This window comes from Sinorhizobium fredii NGR234 (assembly GCF_000018545.1).
Classification (GTDB): domain Bacteria; phylum Pseudomonadota; class Alphaproteobacteria; order Rhizobiales; family Rhizobiaceae; genus Sinorhizobium; species Sinorhizobium fredii_A.
This window is the reverse complement of sequence record NC_012587.1, coordinates 1,293,925-1,309,220: the sequence shown is the minus strand read 5'-3', so window position 1 is coordinate 1,309,220 and position 15,296 is coordinate 1,293,925. Positions and strand designations below refer to the sequence as shown.

Below are 15,296 nucleotides of genomic sequence, written 5' to 3'. Positions count from 1 at the left end.
TGTACCTTTTTCCGGCGGTTCTTGGGTTGCACGCCGTCGTCGCGTGTCGTGCGAAGTGAAGCGTAGCGGAATGAAGCATGACCCGCGACGATGGCCGAAATTGGCGTAGCCTTCCTGAACCGAGCCGATTCGTCGGGAGCAACCAATTGTCCCCTGTGGCCCGACCACCTGGAGAGGACGCGTGCCCCGTCGGATTGGCCGTGATCGATGCCCCGTGGGGAGTCCGCGCCGGAGCTGTATCCGTTTCCGAGCGCCAGTACAGGGATCGGCGAAGATCGCGGTGGCTCGCAGGCTTGGACGAGGAGAAGGGATGACCGATCAGAAACAATTCTATGCCGGCGTCGACTGGGCGTCGGAGAGCCATCATGTGTTCCTCACGGATGGTGATGGCCGGAAAATCGGCGAAAGGGTCTTCAGGCACGGCGGCGAAGGGCTCGCCGAGCTGGCGGCCTGGCTGACGGCAACCAGCGGTGCAACCGAGGCCGGGCAAATCCAGGTCGCGATCGAGGTGCCGCACGGGCCCGTGGTCGAGACGCTGATCGAGCGCGGCTGCCAGGTGCATGCCATCAACCCGAAACAAATGGATCGCTTTCGCGACCGGTTCACCCTGGCCGGCGCCAAGGACGACAGCCGCGATGCCGAAGTGATGGCCTCGGCCTTGCGCACCGATCGCCGGTGCTTCCGGCTGCTTGCCGCCGCCGATCCTGTCGTCATCGAATTGCGCGAATGGTCGCGCATGGCCGAGGACCTCGGCGCCGAGCGCAACCGGTTGACCAACCGCATGCGCGAGCAGCTCTGGCGCTACTTTCCTGCGCTGCTCGAGCTCGAAAACGACCTCGGGGCCGAGTGGCTGCTCGATCTCTGGGAAGCCGTGCCGACGCCGGCCAAAGCCGCGCGGATCCGCGCGGCGACGATCGCCAAGCTTCTCAAACGCAACCGCATCCGCCGCGTCGACGCCACCCATGTGCTCGCCGTGCTGCGCACGCCGCCCGTCAAGGTCGCCGCCGGGACGACCGAAGCCGCCAGCGCCCACATTGCCACGCTCATTGCCCGCATTCGCCTCGTGAACCGGCAGCTCAAGCAAGCGCATCAGCGGCTCGATACCCTGACTGCCCGCCTTGTCCCGACCGAGGAGACCGAGCCGGGGCAGAGGAAGCAGCATGACGTGGAGATCCTCGCATCCTTGCCGGGAGTGGGAAGGATCGTCCTCGCCACGCTGCTCGCAGAAGCCTTCGATGCCCTGCAGCGACGTGACCACGCCGCCTTGCGCAGTTTGACAGGAGTCGCGCCCGTTACCAAGCGGTCCGGCAAGAGCTGCATCGTCATCAGAAGACAGGCCTGCCACGACCGGCTCGCCAACGCCATGTACCATTGGGCACGCGTCGCCATTCAGCACGACTCTCGGAGCCGTTTGAAGTACGCCGCCCTTCGAAGCCGAGGTCACAGCCACGGTCGTGCCCTGCGATCCGTCGCCGACCGCCTCCTCAACGTCGCATGCGCAATGCTGAAAACCGGCACCACCTTCAATCCTTCCTTGGCCGAGCAGAAACTCTCTTGCTAAACGGTGGGGAGTCCTCTCCCCGCGAGCGGGGAGAGGGTTAGGGTGAGGGGCAGTTGTGCCGCGCGTCCTACCCGACCCGTTTCTCCATAAACAAGCTCAGCGGATCGGCCAGATAGCTGCCGAACGGCGGCCGCTCCACATAACCGGACGACTTGTAGAGGCCGATCGCCTCCGGCTGGTGGATGCCGGTTTCGAGCCGGATAGCGGTCAGACCCCGCCTTTCCGCCTTGGCCTCCATCGCGGCAAGAAGCCGCCTGCCGACTTTCAGTCCCCTCGCCTCCGGATCGACGAACATCCGCTTGATCTCCGCCGTACCATCGCCGGCTTCCACCAACGCACAGCAGCCGACGATCTCGCCGTCCGATCGCGCGACAAAGAAGGACACCGTCGGCATTTCCAGGGCCGAGACATCGACCATATGATTGCTTTCGGCCGGATAAAGCGATGCCGCATAGGCATCGGAGAGTTCAAGCAGGCGGAGGATAGGCGGCTGGCGCGGCGGCTCCTCGGCAATAGTGATGGCGGTCATTCCAAAACCTCAACGCAAATCTGTCGCCCATGCGCGAGCGACCCGGGCGAAAACTATCCGCGATGGCGAACGGCGCCAATACGTCAAACGGCGCAGGAGGACTTGCAATCAATCCGAGTGACGGACCGAAACAAATTGTTTCGTTGGGCGGCAATTCTGCCCTACTTCGGAAACAATCCAGGCTCCATAAGATAATGACAACAGACTTGTAAACGGACCTAAGATATGAAAGCCGCCCTGATCGTCATGACCATCCTCGGTTGCGATGACAATGTCACGCAATGCCACTACATCTCGACCGTGAACGGCACATGGCCGTCGATCGCCCAGTGCGATAGGGAATCCCAAAAGGAGCTGCCGAAGTTCTCCGACAAGAACTATCCGGTCGTCGTGGCCGTTTGCGAAACCTCGGGCACGGACATGGCGGCCGCCGATCCGGAGCAGGCTCCCACGGCCACCCCGGAGATCAACGCGGCGCCGCAGCAAGCGGCAACGGCTCCCGCAAAGCAGGAGGAAAAACCCGGCCTGCCGAAGCGCGCCCTGACATGGCTCGGCGGCGCGGTGCCGGACCGCGAGAAGCTGCAAGCGATCGTCAGTGCTCCGGTACACTACATGGAAGACGGCTATTCCTGGGTGGCGCGTCGGTTCGGCGATTGAGCCTCTGATCAGGCTGCCTGGCGCGAAGCAAGCAGGGCATAGTCCCGGGCGATCTGCCGTTGTTCAGCAAAGCCCAATCGTTCAACGAATTCGGCGACGGAGGCCGACGTCGAGGACGGGTTCCGACGAAGGCGCTCGAGGAGAGCGGCGAGCGGCGCGGCGCCCTCGCCCGCCTGCGCCTGCAAATACAGAACGGCATCAGCGAAGGCTTCGCTGATATCGCGCGCCAGGCCGGCGCTCTGCAAGAGTGCGCGGATCGAATGCACACGCCCACCGAAAAGGATCGAGCGTACACGCTTTTCCGCCAGACCGGAAAGATCGGCCACCGCCAGGGTAAAGAATTCCGTGGCACCGCCGCAGAGTGCCCTCATCAGAAAGGCAGGTGTCAAGCGCCCTGTCTCGCGCAAATGGGCGACCATCTGGGACAAGTCATTCGGCGACGCGGCTGCCGTCATTGCCAAGGCCGCGGCGTCGCACGCCTCTCGCGTGACCCGCTCCACGCGAGCCGAACCGATGACCGCCTGGACGAGTTCGCAAGCCGAGAGCGCCGCACCGATCTTCTCGGCAAGCGCATGCCGCGCGTCGCTCGGCAGGTCGGCGCGACTGAGCAGCCGGTCGCGGACGGCCGCAGCATGCCCGAGGCGATGCGCGATCCTCCTGAGAGAGCCCTGCAGGAGCACCGCGCCGCTATTTTCGAGAAGGACCGAAACCTCCTCCTCGTCGCCGATCTCGGCGATCGCAGCGGCGACGGAACAGGACACGGCGCCCCGCGCCGCGATCAGCGCACGCGTCTCCGCCGTGCCGCGCGCCGCGAGGTCGACGAGATCTACATCGGTAAGCACCGGCGAACGGGCGATTGCCGCGAAAGCGATTTCGGGCTGGTCCTCGGCCAGCGCCCGGACGATCGCTCGCGGCGCCGTCGGGCAATCGGCCATGGCTTCGACCAGCGCCAGACGCACCCGTGGCGAAGGATCGTCCAACAGGAAGGTCATTGCCATCTCGGCGGCATGCCGATCGAGGCCGTTCATCTCGGCCTGGGCATAGGCTCGCCCAAGCGCGCTGGCCGCGCGTGCGCGATCGCCGGTTCTCGCCGTTTCGACCCAGCGAAGAAATGCTTGTATGATCACCTATGCCCCACTAGACACCCGACAGCCCCAATGTCCGAATATTAGCGGTCAAAGGTTTAAGATTGGTTCACCATGTCCGTTAACCGCGCACAAACCATGAAGCCTCTGCTGTATCTTGCGGCGGGCGATCCGCCTCCCACCGAGAAGGTGCTGCAGGCCGTCGGAGCGATCGTTGTCGATGCGACGACGCTTCAAAGCCGGCCAAGCGTGCGGCACGCCGGCAAAGGGCAGTCGGCCTGCCTTTTTCTCGCGCGGATCGAGCTCGCGGACGCCACCGATGTCGAGGGTCTTTCGAGCCTCCTCGCCGATATCGACGGCGTCGTGCTGACGGCGTGCCGGGGACCGGCCGATATCCAGAAGGTCGAAGTGATGCTGAAAGTCGCCGAAGCAGCCGCAGGAATACACGAGGGCCGAACGGCACTGCTTGCGGAATATGCCACGGTTGCCGAAAGCGTGCTCTCACCTCACTCGATGGCAGGCGTTTCCCCGCGCCTATCGGCACTGATATTCGACGCCTCTGCTCTCGCGGAAGCGTGCGGTTGCCGGCGCGTAACCGGGACTGGCGATGTGCCGGCTGTCGTCCGGGCCGGGCGCGCCGCGGTGGTGCTCCGGGCTTGGGAAGCCGGCATCGCGGCCTACGACATGCTGCCCGCCGATGCCGTCGACGAGGCGGCGGTGCAACGGCTAGAGACAAACAGCCTGGAAAACGGCTTCTCGGCCGTGGCTGCCCGCTCATCGCTGCAGATCGATCTTCTCGCCGAGGCGCGGGCGCAGCCGGAAACCTAGAGCCTTTCCTGGTTAAATTGAACCATTCTGTTGGCTTAAGCGGAGTGGAATGTTTGCTCGGCTGGCGCGCGGCGTAGCCAACGCATACGGCCAAGCCAGCCGAGCAAACAGGCCGCCCGCTTCAGCCAACCCGAAGGGCCGGGCATCTTTCCGCCAGGATCAGAGGCGATCGCCTCGGCCGTACCTTCGGGTACGACCTTCGACAATCGCCTCTGCCCTGACGAAAACCTGCTCGGCAGAATGCTTCAATTTAACCAGGAAAGGCTCTAGCGGACCGGACGCGTCATCTGGAAGACATCGCCGCCATCGCAGTAATCCATATAGCCGAGGCGCGCGAGCGGCCTCACCGCCGTCACGTCGAAACGTCCGTCGCGGATCGCCTCGTCGCGGATATGGATGCCGACGACCGCGCCGATGACGACATAGCTGTCCGACGCCGTGCCATCGAGGCCCTTCGGCTGGAACATCTCCGTCATCCGGCATTCGAGCGCGGCGAAGGCCTCGCCGACGAAAGGCGCCTTGACGAGCGTCCCCTCGACCGGCGTCAATCCGGCGATCTCGAACTCGCTGTCGCCATGCGGCGCCGCCATCGAGGTCATGTTGACCGCCTCGCTCAGGTTGCGGCTGGCGAAGCTCGCGGTGAATTCACCTGTCGCTTCGATATTGCGCACCGAATCCTTGTAGCCGCTCGATGAAAACATCACGAGCTTCGGCCGGTCGCTGATCGCATTGAAGAAGGAATAGGGCGCGAGGTTCAACGCGCCGTCCGTGGCACGCGTGCCAATCCAGCCGATCGGCCGCGGCGACACGATCGCCTTGAAGGGGTCGTGCGGCAAGCCGTGCTGATTGGAAGCGGTTTCGTAGAACATCAGGCGTCTTTCCCGACCCAGGTGACGATCTCGGCCAGTTCCGGCCGCGGCCGCTCGGTCGGCGGCACCATTGCCGTGCCGATGTGGATGAACCCGGCGATCCTTTCGCCCGGCGCCACGCCCAGCAGCGGATAGGCTCTCTCGTCGAAGGCATACCATTCGGTCAGCCAGTTGGAAGCATAGCCGAGCGCGTTTGCTGCCATCAACAGGTTGAGGCACACGGCGCCGGCCGACATCATCTGCTCCCATTCGGGAATCTTGAAATGCGGCGCGGCCTTGCTGACGACGGCGACGACGACCGGGGCGCGCGTCAGCCGCGTCTCCTCGACCTTGATCAGTTCCTCCGAGAGATCCGGCCTGGCGGCAAGCGCCATCCTCTTCAACTCGGCGCTGATCCTCGCCCTCTCCTCGCCGCGATAGACGATGAAGCGCCAGGGAGCGAGTTTGCCATGGTCCGGCACGCGGGAGGCGAGCCTCAGCATCTCCTCCACCTCGGCCCTGCCCGGCCCGGGCGACCCCATCTGGAAGGCTGGAATAGACCTGCGGGAAGCGAGATAGTCGACGAGCTTAATTTCGGTTTTCATATCGAGCGAATTCCACTAACTTGCCGCCGGATCGACAGCCACGAAAATGCCATACCGGCGTCTCAAGTGGAGTCATCAAGTCAGGAAGTCAACTGTCCTCATGCGCATCCGCCCTCGTATTCTGCTGAGAACCGCCTTGGCGATCATCCTCGCCGGTTCCGGTGCGGAGCGGGCACTTGCCGAAGACGCGACCGACGCCTTCAAGAGCTTTCCGTCGATCTCCGGCAGCCGGAAGATGCCAAAGCTTACGAGTTTCAATCCGCTCGTCAGCGACCCCACGCAGAACGGCGAACTGAAGGACGTGAAGCTCGAGGCCCTGCTGACGGCGGACGGTCAGCCGGTCGAGTCGGGCCTGACCTGGCGGGTCTTCAGTCCCATTCCCGGCGGCGACGGAAAACTCCCGCTGCTGGCCACCTCGGAAGGCGGTTCCACGGCCTTCAATCTCGTGCCCGGCGAATATTTCGTCAACGTCGCCTTCGGTCGCGCCGCGGCCACCCGCAAAATTCGCGTGCCGGAGCAAGGCGCCTTGGACAAACAGATCCTTGTGCTCGATGCCGGCGGCGTCATGCTGAATGCCGTCTCCGGCAGCGACGTGCGTATTCCACCGACCGAGCTCAGCTTTTCGATCTTCTCCTCCGATGAGAAGGAAGACGGCGAGCGCGCCCTGATCGTCGCCGACGTGAAGCCCAGCACGGTGGTCCGGCTCGGCGCCGGCACCTATCATGTCGTCTCCGACTATGGCTCGGTCAATGCGGTGATCCGCGCCGATATTCAGGTGGAGGCCGGCAAGCTGACCGAAGCAACCATCCAGCATCGCGCCGCGAAGCTCACACTGAAGCTCGTCTCGGAAGCGGGCGGCGAGGCGATCGCCGATACCGCCTGGTCGATCCTGACGTCGTCGGGCGACGTCGTGAGCGAAAGCGTCGGCGCCTTCCCAACGCTGGTGCTTGCGGAAGGCAGTTACACGGCCGTGGCGCGCAACAAGGACAAGATCTATCAGCGCGACTTCGCCGTGAAGGCCGGCGTCAATACCGATGTGGAAGTCCTGCTGAACGGCAATGCCGCGCCCAACGAGACCGCGAACGCCAGCGCCCAGGATTGACGACATCTGCAGCCTGGCTTGACCGCAACGAGCTCACTCGGCGTCAATGCATTCCCGTTGCGGGAAGGTAGGGGTGAGTTCGAATCCGTCCCGTTGCCGGCACCAATTTAAGCGCAGCAGGTTCAAGCCGCCGACGCCTCATGAAGCAATCTGATAGAAATGTCGCGAGCCGACATGGGCTTGCCGACCAGGTAGCCTTGCAATTGGTCGCAGCCGGTCTCCCGAAGTATCGCCGCCTGACGAGCGTTCTCGATCCCCTCGGCCGTGACGGGGATATCGAGGGCCGTCGCCAAGGAGATCGTCGCGCGAAGCACCTCTATGCCGTTGACGGCATTCTCCACACCGGACACAAGCGAGCGGTCGATCTTCATGCGATCGAAGCCGAACTGCCGCAAGGCACCGATACTCGCATAACCGCAACCGAAGTCGTCGAGAGCGAACTTGATGCCGAAGCACTTCAGATGATCGATCGACCGGCGCGCCTGATCGGGGCTCGTCATCAGCACGCCCTCGGTTATTTCCAGCGTCAGGCGGCCCGGATCGAAATCGAATTCCTTGAGGACGGCAATCACCTGGGCGGCGAAGTCGGGATTGCACAGCTGGATCGGCGAGACGTTGACCGAAAGTGCCAAGCCCGGCCAATTTTTCGTATGGCGAATGGCTGTCCGCAGCATGTGCACGCCGAGGACGTCGATGAGGCCGGACTTTTCGGCAAGCGGAATGAATATTTCGGGGCTGATGTTTCCGGCCGGGCTCGGCCAACGGGCCAGTGCTTCCACACCGACGATCTCTCCCGTGGCCGCTGAGACGAGCGGCTGAAAGGCCGGCTCGATGGCTCCACTGGTTATGGCGCGCCTCAAATCTCCTTCGAGTTCCGCAATACGCTGGCGTTCCCGATCCAGTTCCAGGTCATATTGAACCGCCTGCCCCTTGCCATTTTCCTTGGCGCGATAGAGAGCCATATCGGCTCGGCGGAGCAGTTCCAACGATGCCAGACTATCCGCACGGACGGCGGCGCCGATACTCGCACCGACTTCGATCGTGCGGTCGTCTATCTTGAAAGGTTCGACCAGAAGCGCAAGTATTGCGCGCTCGATTTCGCCATGCGGCGCCGTTCCGACCTGCACCAAGGCGAATTCGTCGCCACCCAGTCTCGCCGCCGCGACGATCTCCGGATGGCAGGCCGGCAGCGCCTTCGCGACGAGGCGGATCAGGGCATCGCCCACCGCATGGCCCCAGGCGTCATTGACGGCCTTGAAGCCATCGAGATCGACCAGATACAGCGACAGCATCGAAGAAGCCGTGGGCTCCGATCGTTCCAGGAAGTCCAGAAGTCCGTGCCTGTTCAGCAATCCGCTCAGGCTGTCGTGATTCGCTTGAAACCGAGCTGTTTCCGCCAGGCGATGGAGGCGCCGCGCTTCGGATCCGCCGGCAAAGAGGACGCCCCCCAGAAACACGACGAGAATAGCGGCGGCAGAGGCCACATAGGGATAGACTTTGTTGAAGACAACGCTTCCCGGGGCCGTGCTGGGCCAGGCGAGATAGGCTATCGCCGTACCGTCGATGCTCCTGACGGCAGTGTTCAGAAGGCCCGATGGCGGTCCAGCCTGGAGGCGCAGCCCGTCAAGCCCGTGTTCGTTGGACAGCGCGGCGATAACGTCGGGGGTCAGCAGCTTATAGAAGGTCAGGACACTGAGCTTCGGAAGTTCGGCACCGGACCGATATGGTTGAACTGCCTGAGATCCGACCAGCGCGACGCCATCGTCGGTCTCGAAAAAGTTGAGCAAAGGCGATTGGCCGGCAGTTTCGGCGGCCCGGATTTGACGCGCGAATGCTTCGCCGAAATAGCCGCGCGGCTCGAAGGGCTTACCCTTCCTGTAGGCCGAAACCACGCTACCGTCCGGGCTGGTGACAATCGCCCCATCATAGAGCGGGTAGTCCTCCGAGGTCGATCCCCAGTTGTCATATGCCCAGTCCTTGGCCTCGGCAGTAATGATTGCCTCGTAGGCTTGGTCCCAGACTGCGTTGTCCCTAACGGTCGTGCTCAGCCGGTCGGTAAAAGCTGCAATGGCCGTCTGTGCAGCGCGACTGGCCCTGGCGTCATCGATCTCGTTTGCCGAGCGGGTCATCTCCGCCACGACGTAGGCCATGAGGCCTGTCAGCAACAAAGCGATTACAAGAAAGCAGATTGTTGCAGCGACGATGACGGACGTCTGGGCGCGCATGCGCCGTTCGGCGAAATTGAGCGACATGATGTGTCTGCGGACGAGGATTGAAGGGCCATGCCTTTCGGACTGCAGGAGACATCATGTCCGCGCAATGCGCTGCGCTTCCTTCTTTAGCGTCCGATCATGTAAGGCCGATTAAGAGCCATGGTTAACGGCGGGATGAACGCAGGAACGCTTGTGGAAACCCGGGCCGGCCTTTTCGAGTTCCGACATGTTGGCGCACGTCCGTCCAGGCGTGCGCAAACTGTTTCAAGAGCCAGAGCCGGGCTCAGGCCGCCCGCGCGCTGCGTTCCATCTTGCGCTTGAGGTCAGGTGCCATCGCTTCGCTCGAAAGGGCGGCGACCGCCTCCTCGAGCGACATCGCCGTCTGCGCCTGGGAGCCGAGGCGCCGGATGTTGACCGAGCGCTCTTCCGCCTCGCGCTTGCCGCAGACGACGATTACCGGGACCTTCGTTACCGAATGCTCGCGGATCTTGTAGTTGATCTTCTCGTTGCGGAAGTCGGTCTCGACGGTAAGCCCGGCCTCGCGCAGCCGCGCCGCGACCTCGCGGCCGTAATCGTCCGCGTCCGAAGTGATCGTTGCGACCACCACCTGCAGCGGCGAGATCCAGAGCGGCATATGGCCGGCGTAGTTTTCGAGCAGGATACCGAGGAACCGCTCCATCGAACCACAAATGGCGCGGTGGATCATAACCGGCTGGCGCTTCTCCGAATCCTTGTCGATGTAGAAGGCCCCGAACCGTTCCGGCAGATTGAAATCGACCTGGGTCGTTCCGCACTGCCATTCGCGGCCGATCGCATCCTTCAGCGTGTATTCGAACTTGGGCCCGTAGAAGGCGCCCTCGCCCGGCAGGATGCCAGTCTTGATGCGGCCTTCGGATTGGGCCTCGATGGTGTTCAACACGTCCGTCATCACCGCTTCGGCGCGATCCCAGAGCGCGTCGGAGCCGACGCGCTTGTCGGGCCGCGTCGAAAGCTTGACGACGATCTCCTTGAAGCCGAAGTCCTCATAGACGGAGAGGATCAGATCGTTGATCTTCAGGCATTCGGCCGCCATCTGCTCGTCGGTGCAGAAGATGTGCGCGTCATCCTGCGTGAAGCCCCGCACGCGCATCAGGCCGTGCAGCGCGCCGGACGGTTCGTAACGATGCACCGCTCCGAATTCGGCCATCCGCACAGGCAGTTCGCGGTAAGACTTCAGACCGTGCTTGAAGATCTGGATGTGCCCTGGGCAGTTCATCGGCTTGAGCGCGAAGACCCGATCGTCATCCGTTTCGTCGCCGGCAACCGTCACCTTGAACATGTTGTCGCGATACCAGCCCCAGTGACCGGAGGTTTCCCAGAGCGACTTGTCGAGGACCTGGGGCGCGTTGACCTCCTGGTAGTCGACTTCAAGCCTGCGGCGCATATAGGCGACGAGGCTCTGGAACACGCGCCAGCCCTTGCCGTGCCAGAAGACGACGCCAGGACCTTCCTCCTGGAAATGGAAGAGATCCATCTCGCGCCCAAGACGGCGATGGTCGCGCTTCTCGGCTTCGGCGAGCACGTGCAGATATTGGTCGAGCTCTTCCTGCGTATGCCACGCAGTACCGTAGATGCGGGTCAGCATCGGATTGTTGCTGTCGCCGCGCCAATAGGCGCCGGCCACCTTCATCAGCTTGAAGGCCGTACCGATCTGGCCGGTGGACGCCATATGCGGGCCGCGGCAGAGGTCGAACCAGTCGCCCTGGTAGTAGATCTTCAGGTCCTGCCCTTCGGGAATCGCGTCGACGAGCTCGACCTTGTAGCTCTCACCCTTCGCAGCAAAGACCTCCTTCGCCTTGTCGCGCGACCAAACCTCCTTGGAGAAAGGGTTGTTGCGCGCGATGATCTCCTTCATCTTCTTCTCGATGACCGGCAGGTCGTCGGGCGTGAAGGGCTCGTTCTTGGCGAAGTCGTAGTAGAAACCGTTGTCGATGACGGGACCGATGGTCACCTGCGTTCCCGGCCACAATTCCTGCACGGCTTCGGCCATCACGTGGGCCGCATCGTGGCGGATGAGCTCCAGCGCGCGCTTGTCTTCACGCGTGACGATCTCGATCTTGCCGTCAGCTATCGGATCGGAAAGGTCACGAAGCTCGCCGTCGAGTGCGATCGCGACAGCCTTCTTGGCCAGCGACTTCGAGATCGACTCGGCCACATCGCGGCCGGTCGTGCCGGCGGCGAACTCGCGGACGGAGCCATCGGGGAATGTAAGGGAAACGGAATGCGACATCATGATCTCCTATCCAGTCCCGCCAACGAATGCGGGTGGTATGGTTTTCCGGACGGGCCGGTGAATTGACGCGGGCCTGATAAAGGTTTTTGACTGGCGAGTAAAGGCGCGGCAGCCTCTCAACTGTCAAGCATGGCGCGCAAACCCCTGACCGTGTTCCAGTTGCGCCACGTCCCGATGCCCAGCCGTTTCGGGGTTGCGGCGCCGAGCAGTTTCGACTCGCTCGCCTTGCCGCCGAAATCGACCCAGAGATCACCGCCGACGATCTCGAGGCGTTCGCCTCTCGTGCAATAGCTGCGGAGTCCATCGGCCACATCCGGCCGAAGCGGCGAACGCATCACGCGAATGTGGACGCGAGCCGGATCCTCCTCGCTTGCAGCGACGAATGGATTGTCGGCGGCGAGCTTCAGCCAGTCATCGGCCCTCCGCACGATGATGTCCACATGCCGGCCGAATGTCTCCAGGAATGCCCTCTCAAGGGCCGATTCGACATCTGCGAGCGGCTGTTCACGTGCCTCGAAGATGAGATTGCCGGTGGCGACAAGCGTGCGTGGAGAGCGATAGCCGAGCCGCTCCGCCATCTGGCGAAGATCCGCCATCACGACGCGCCGCCCCTCGCCCAGTATGATGCTATAGAGCAGCGCCACGTAGCTTGTCATTCGCGCCTCGAAATCACGCCCGCCAGAAATCCACGGCGCCCTGCGGAAGTTGCACAAGTACGCGGTCCAACTTCGCTTCGTCAATGTTTCGCCGGAGGGCCGCCGCGACGTCCGCGATGGCCGAATCCGGCGACACATTGTGGTTGACGCGAAACGCCTGGACCTCGCGCGTCATCGCGACACGGCCGGAAAAAGGCACCGTCGGCTCCTCAAGATCCCAATCGGCGACGAAGATCGCCCGCAGCACCGGCGGCAGTGCGTTGGCGAAAATCAGCGCTTCGGAAATCTCGAGCCGGCGTCGAAAGGTCTGCAGCACCGCCTGCACCATCGTATAGGCCTGATTGGTCGTCTGCAGGCCGGCCGTGTCGCGCGCATCGAGGATGAAGCGGTCAAAATCGACGGACGCCTGCCGATATTCCATGGGGATCGTCATGATGCTCACGCGTCCTCTGACGAACGCCGCCAAAGCCGCCATGGTGCATACCATCGCTGCCGCAGCGCAAGCCTATCCGGCACCGGATCGAATCCATGACTCCCGCCGGGACCACAGCGCACGACGCGGAACAGCGTCAGCCATCCCCCGGTCCAGAGACCGTGCCGGCCTATCGCCTCATAGCCATATTCCGAACAGGTCGGAAGATGCCGGCAGGAATTGCCGATGAAACTCGACAGCGTCAGTTGGTAGGCGCGGATGGCCCCCATGCCGAAGAGCCGGCCGGGCGTCTTGCGGAACGGCCCGGACCAATTGCGGCCACTGCCGGCGATGACGCTCTGGCTGCCTCCGGGAACCTGGTCGGATTGCGGCTTTCCGCACATCGTTCACACTGCAGGCGCGAGGCGCTTTGCTTCGATCTGGCCGATCGCATCGACGACAGCGTCGAAGGTCAGCATCGTCGAAGCATGGCGCGCCTTGTAGTCCCGAACAGGCATCAGGAAGCGCATGTCCTCGAAGCGGCCGATGGGCCCCTCGCCGTCCGCCTTCAGCATGGCCAGCATATCCTCGCGTGCCTTGCGGATTTCCGCCGCATGCGCGCCGACGACGTGGCGGGCCATGATCGAGGACGAGGCCTGGCCAAGTGCGCAGGCCTTCACGTCATGGGCAAAGTCGGTCACGACGTCCCCATCCATCTTCAACCAGATCCGCACTTTCGAGCCGCAGAGCTTCGAATGCGCCGCGGCTTCAGCGTCGGCATCGGGGAGCATGCCGATGCGGGGAATGTTGCCGGCGAACTCGAGAATCCTGCTGTTATAAATGTCATCCATCATTTGACGCGATCCGGCTGATTTTTCGCGGTTCTGAGTGATCGGCGCATGATTTTCTCCGGTAGAGGGGAAAAAAGCACGGCGCACTCCGTTGGGCCTCTTTCATCCATGTGGCACCATACTATATGCTATGTCGTGTTGGGGCGACAGTTCCGCAAGAGGATAAGTGTCGCCTGTTGTTTGGGAAACCGTGCCGGACGGTCCAGTGCACTGCTAAGCCAGGGCCCGAAAGCCCCGGAGCCCGCCAACGGAACCCAAGCCTGCAGGGATAGGCGAATGGCCAATGGCGAGTTGTCCGAAAGATAAAACGTCAGCAATCCCGCGTTGCTCAAAAGAGGCCATATGGACGCCATAGTAAAGAATTTCCCTCTGCTCGACGACACCAGCGGTCGGCCGACGCAGAAAGAAGCCGAGGAAGCTGTTCGCGTGCTGCTGCGCTGGGCAGGCGAAGACCCCACCCGAGAGGGTCTCAAGGACACGCCGGCGCGTGTCATCAAATCCTATCGCGAAATTTTCGGCGGCTACGATCTCGTCGCCGAGGACGTGCTCGGCCGGACCTTCGAGGAAGTCTCCGGCTACGACGACATCGTGCTCGAGAAGGACGTTCCGTTCTATTCGCATTGCGAACACCACATGGTGCCGATCATCGGCAAGGCACATGTCGCCTATCTGCCGAACGGCCGCGTCCTGGGCCTCTCCAAGATCGCCCGCGTCGTCGACATTTACGCGCGCCGCCTGCAGACGCAGGAAGCAATGACGGCACAGATCGCCAGGGCCATCGACGAGACGCTTGCTCCGCGCGGCGTCGCCGTGATGATCGAGGCCGAGCACCTGTGCATGGCGATGCGCGGCATCAAGAAGCACGGCTCGACTACGCTGACGACCACCTTTACCGGTGCGTTCAAGACCGAGCCGGCCGAGCAGGCCCGTTTCATGACCCTGTTGAGGGGCTTCAAGTAAGCACCGCCGCTGCATGTTCCTCAAATCGTGACAGATTGGGGATAAGAATATGCGGCACTCAAAGTATTACAGCCAAAGTCCTATAGCGTGCGCCTGAGTGGGCGCACGGCGCTGTAGCGGAGCTTTCGCGATGACGCTGACTTTTCCCGCCCCCTCAAAAGACAAGGCCGAACTGGAAACGGGCCCGGCCTTTACCCCCCGCTTCGACGAGAAGGGATTGGTCACGGCCGTCGTGACAGACGCCCGCGATGGCGAATTGCTGATGGTCGCGCATATGAATGCCGAGGCATTGGCACTGACGATCGAGACCGGCATCGCACACTATTACAGCCGCTCGCGCAACAGCCTGTGGAAGAAGGGCGAAAGCTCCGGCAACACGCAGGCCGTCCAGGAAATCAGGACCGATTGCGACCAGGACGCCATCTGGCTGAAGGTTACCGTGGCCGGCCATGACGCCACCTGCCACACGGGACGCCGTTCCTGCTTCTACCGGACCGTTGGGGTCGAGAACGGTAAGGCGCGAGTGACAATCACGGACGAGCACAGGCATTTCGATCCGGCACAGATCTACGCTGAAAAAAAAGGCTAGCCCAAACCGACTGGATTTTCATGGGGCATCCCCGTGTTATATTCATTCTTTAGAAACTAAACGGGCGCTTAATCATTGATTGTGAAGTCGGCTCCTGCGGTAACTGCAGCGTGCCGAGATGTGTTGCA

At 62.7% G+C, this 15,296-nt stretch carries 16 protein-coding genes; 6 read left to right on the top strand and 10 right to left on the bottom strand.

The genetic code is table 11. The annotated features are described in order from the left end of the window. The first annotated feature begins 310 nt into the window (after positions 1 to 310). Positions 311 to 1,561 (top strand): IS110 family transposase, encoded by a 1,251-nt coding sequence (locus NGR_RS17615; protein ID WP_012707828.1) that lies wholly within the window; start codon positions 311 to 313, stop codon positions 1,559 to 1,561. Between the two features lie 67 nt (positions 1,562 to 1,628). Here the strand turns inward: NGR_RS17615 and NGR_RS17610 are convergent, their stop codons facing one another. After that, positions 1,629 to 2,090: a GNAT family N-acetyltransferase gene (locus NGR_RS17610; RefSeq protein WP_012707827.1), complete on the bottom strand. Its 462-nt coding sequence runs from the start codon at positions 2,088 to 2,090 to the stop codon at positions 1,629 to 1,631. Between the two features lie 225 nt (positions 2,091 to 2,315). Between NGR_RS17610 and NGR_RS17605 the strand changes: the two genes are divergently transcribed. Then, positions 2,316 to 2,747, top strand: coding sequence for a hypothetical protein (locus NGR_RS17605; protein WP_012707826.1), 432 nt, complete (start codon positions 2,316 to 2,318; stop codon positions 2,745 to 2,747). Positions 2,748 to 2,755: 8 nt separating this feature from the next. On the opposite strand, the gene NGR_RS17600 is transcribed toward NGR_RS17605, so the two are convergent. Then, positions 2,756 to 3,874 (bottom strand): DUF2336 domain-containing protein, encoded by a 1,119-nt coding sequence (locus tag NGR_RS17600; RefSeq protein WP_012707825.1) that lies wholly within the window; start codon positions 3,872 to 3,874, stop codon positions 2,756 to 2,758. 72 nt (positions 3,875 to 3,946) lie between these two features. Here NGR_RS17600 and NGR_RS17595 point away from each other — a divergent pair, with 72 nt between their 5' ends. Next, positions 3,947 to 4,660 carry an aldolase gene (locus NGR_RS17595; RefSeq protein WP_012707824.1) on the top strand — a complete coding sequence of 238 codons (714 nt, stop codon included), beginning with the start codon at positions 3,947 to 3,949 and terminating at the stop codon, positions 4,658 to 4,660. A gap of 266 nt (positions 4,661 to 4,926) precedes the next feature. Here NGR_RS17595 and NGR_RS17585 read toward each other — a convergent pair whose 3' ends face one another. Together NGR_RS17585 and NGR_RS17580 are read right to left on the bottom strand one after the other, a co-directional pair. Beyond that, complete coding sequence (locus NGR_RS17585) at positions 4,927 to 5,529, bottom strand: flavin reductase family protein (RefSeq protein ID WP_012707823.1); 603 nt, start codon at positions 5,527 to 5,529, stop codon at positions 4,927 to 4,929. Beyond that, positions 5,529 to 6,113 carry a nitroreductase family protein gene (locus NGR_RS17580; protein WP_012707822.1) on the bottom strand — a complete coding sequence of 195 codons (585 nt, stop codon included), beginning with the start codon at positions 6,111 to 6,113 and terminating at the stop codon, positions 5,529 to 5,531. Before NGR_RS17580 ends, NGR_RS17585 begins: the two co-directional genes overlap by 1 nt. A 100-nt stretch (positions 6,114 to 6,213) precedes the next feature. On the opposite strand from NGR_RS17580, the gene NGR_RS17575 reads away from it, so the two are divergent. Then, positions 6,214 to 7,215, top strand: a complete 1,002-nt coding sequence (locus tag NGR_RS17575; RefSeq protein WP_012707821.1) for a hypothetical protein — start codon at positions 6,214 to 6,216, stop codon at positions 7,213 to 7,215. A 122-nt stretch (positions 7,216 to 7,337) separates the two neighbouring features. On the opposite strand, the gene NGR_RS17570 is transcribed toward NGR_RS17575, so the two are convergent. The 6 genes from NGR_RS17570 to NGR_RS17545 all read right to left on the bottom strand — a co-directional run bounded on the left by NGR_RS17570 (position 7,338) and on the right by NGR_RS17545 (position 13,622). Then, positions 7,338 to 9,467 carry a bifunctional diguanylate cyclase/phosphodiesterase gene (locus NGR_RS17570; protein ID WP_012707820.1) on the bottom strand — a complete coding sequence of 710 codons (2,130 nt, stop codon included), beginning with the start codon at positions 9,465 to 9,467 and terminating at the stop codon, positions 7,338 to 7,340. A gap of 244 nt (positions 9,468 to 9,711) precedes the next feature. Beyond that, positions 9,712 to 11,697, bottom strand: coding sequence for a threonine--tRNA ligase (gene thrS / locus NGR_RS17565; RefSeq protein WP_012707819.1), 1,986 nt, complete (start codon positions 11,695 to 11,697; stop codon positions 9,712 to 9,714). 119 nt (positions 11,698 to 11,816) lie between these two features. Continuing rightward, the gene (locus tag NGR_RS17560) at positions 11,817 to 12,356 is read right to left on the bottom strand and encodes a DUF1697 domain-containing protein (protein WP_164924284.1); all 540 of its coding nucleotides are present in this window, start codon (positions 12,354 to 12,356) and stop codon (positions 11,817 to 11,819) included. A gap of 13 nt (positions 12,357 to 12,369) precedes the next feature. Next, complete coding sequence (locus tag NGR_RS17555) at positions 12,370 to 12,798, bottom strand: DUF2267 domain-containing protein (RefSeq protein ID WP_193377899.1); 429 nt, start codon at positions 12,796 to 12,798, stop codon at positions 12,370 to 12,372. Then, positions 12,795 to 13,172, bottom strand: coding sequence for a membrane protein insertion efficiency factor YidD (gene yidD, locus NGR_RS17550; RefSeq protein ID WP_164924282.1), 378 nt, complete (start codon positions 13,170 to 13,172; stop codon positions 12,795 to 12,797). Before yidD ends, NGR_RS17555 begins: the two co-directional genes overlap by 4 nt. Positions 13,173 to 13,175: 3 nt before the next feature. Beyond that, complete coding sequence (locus tag NGR_RS17545; protein ID WP_012707816.1) at positions 13,176 to 13,622, bottom strand: iron-sulfur cluster assembly scaffold protein; 447 nt, start codon at positions 13,620 to 13,622, stop codon at positions 13,176 to 13,178. A 339-nt stretch (positions 13,623 to 13,961) separates the two neighbouring features. Here NGR_RS17545 and folE point away from each other — a divergent pair, with 339 nt between their 5' ends. Together folE and hisI are read left to right on the top strand one after the other, a co-directional pair. Further along, positions 13,962 to 14,579: a GTP cyclohydrolase I FolE gene (gene folE / locus NGR_RS17540; protein WP_012707815.1), complete on the top strand. Its 618-nt coding sequence runs from the start codon at positions 13,962 to 13,964 to the stop codon at positions 14,577 to 14,579. Between the two features lie 130 nt (positions 14,580 to 14,709). Continuing rightward, positions 14,710 to 15,168, top strand: coding sequence for a phosphoribosyl-AMP cyclohydrolase (gene hisI / locus NGR_RS17535; RefSeq protein WP_012707814.1), 459 nt, complete (start codon positions 14,710 to 14,712; stop codon positions 15,166 to 15,168). Positions 15,169 to 15,296 lie beyond the last annotated feature (128 nt).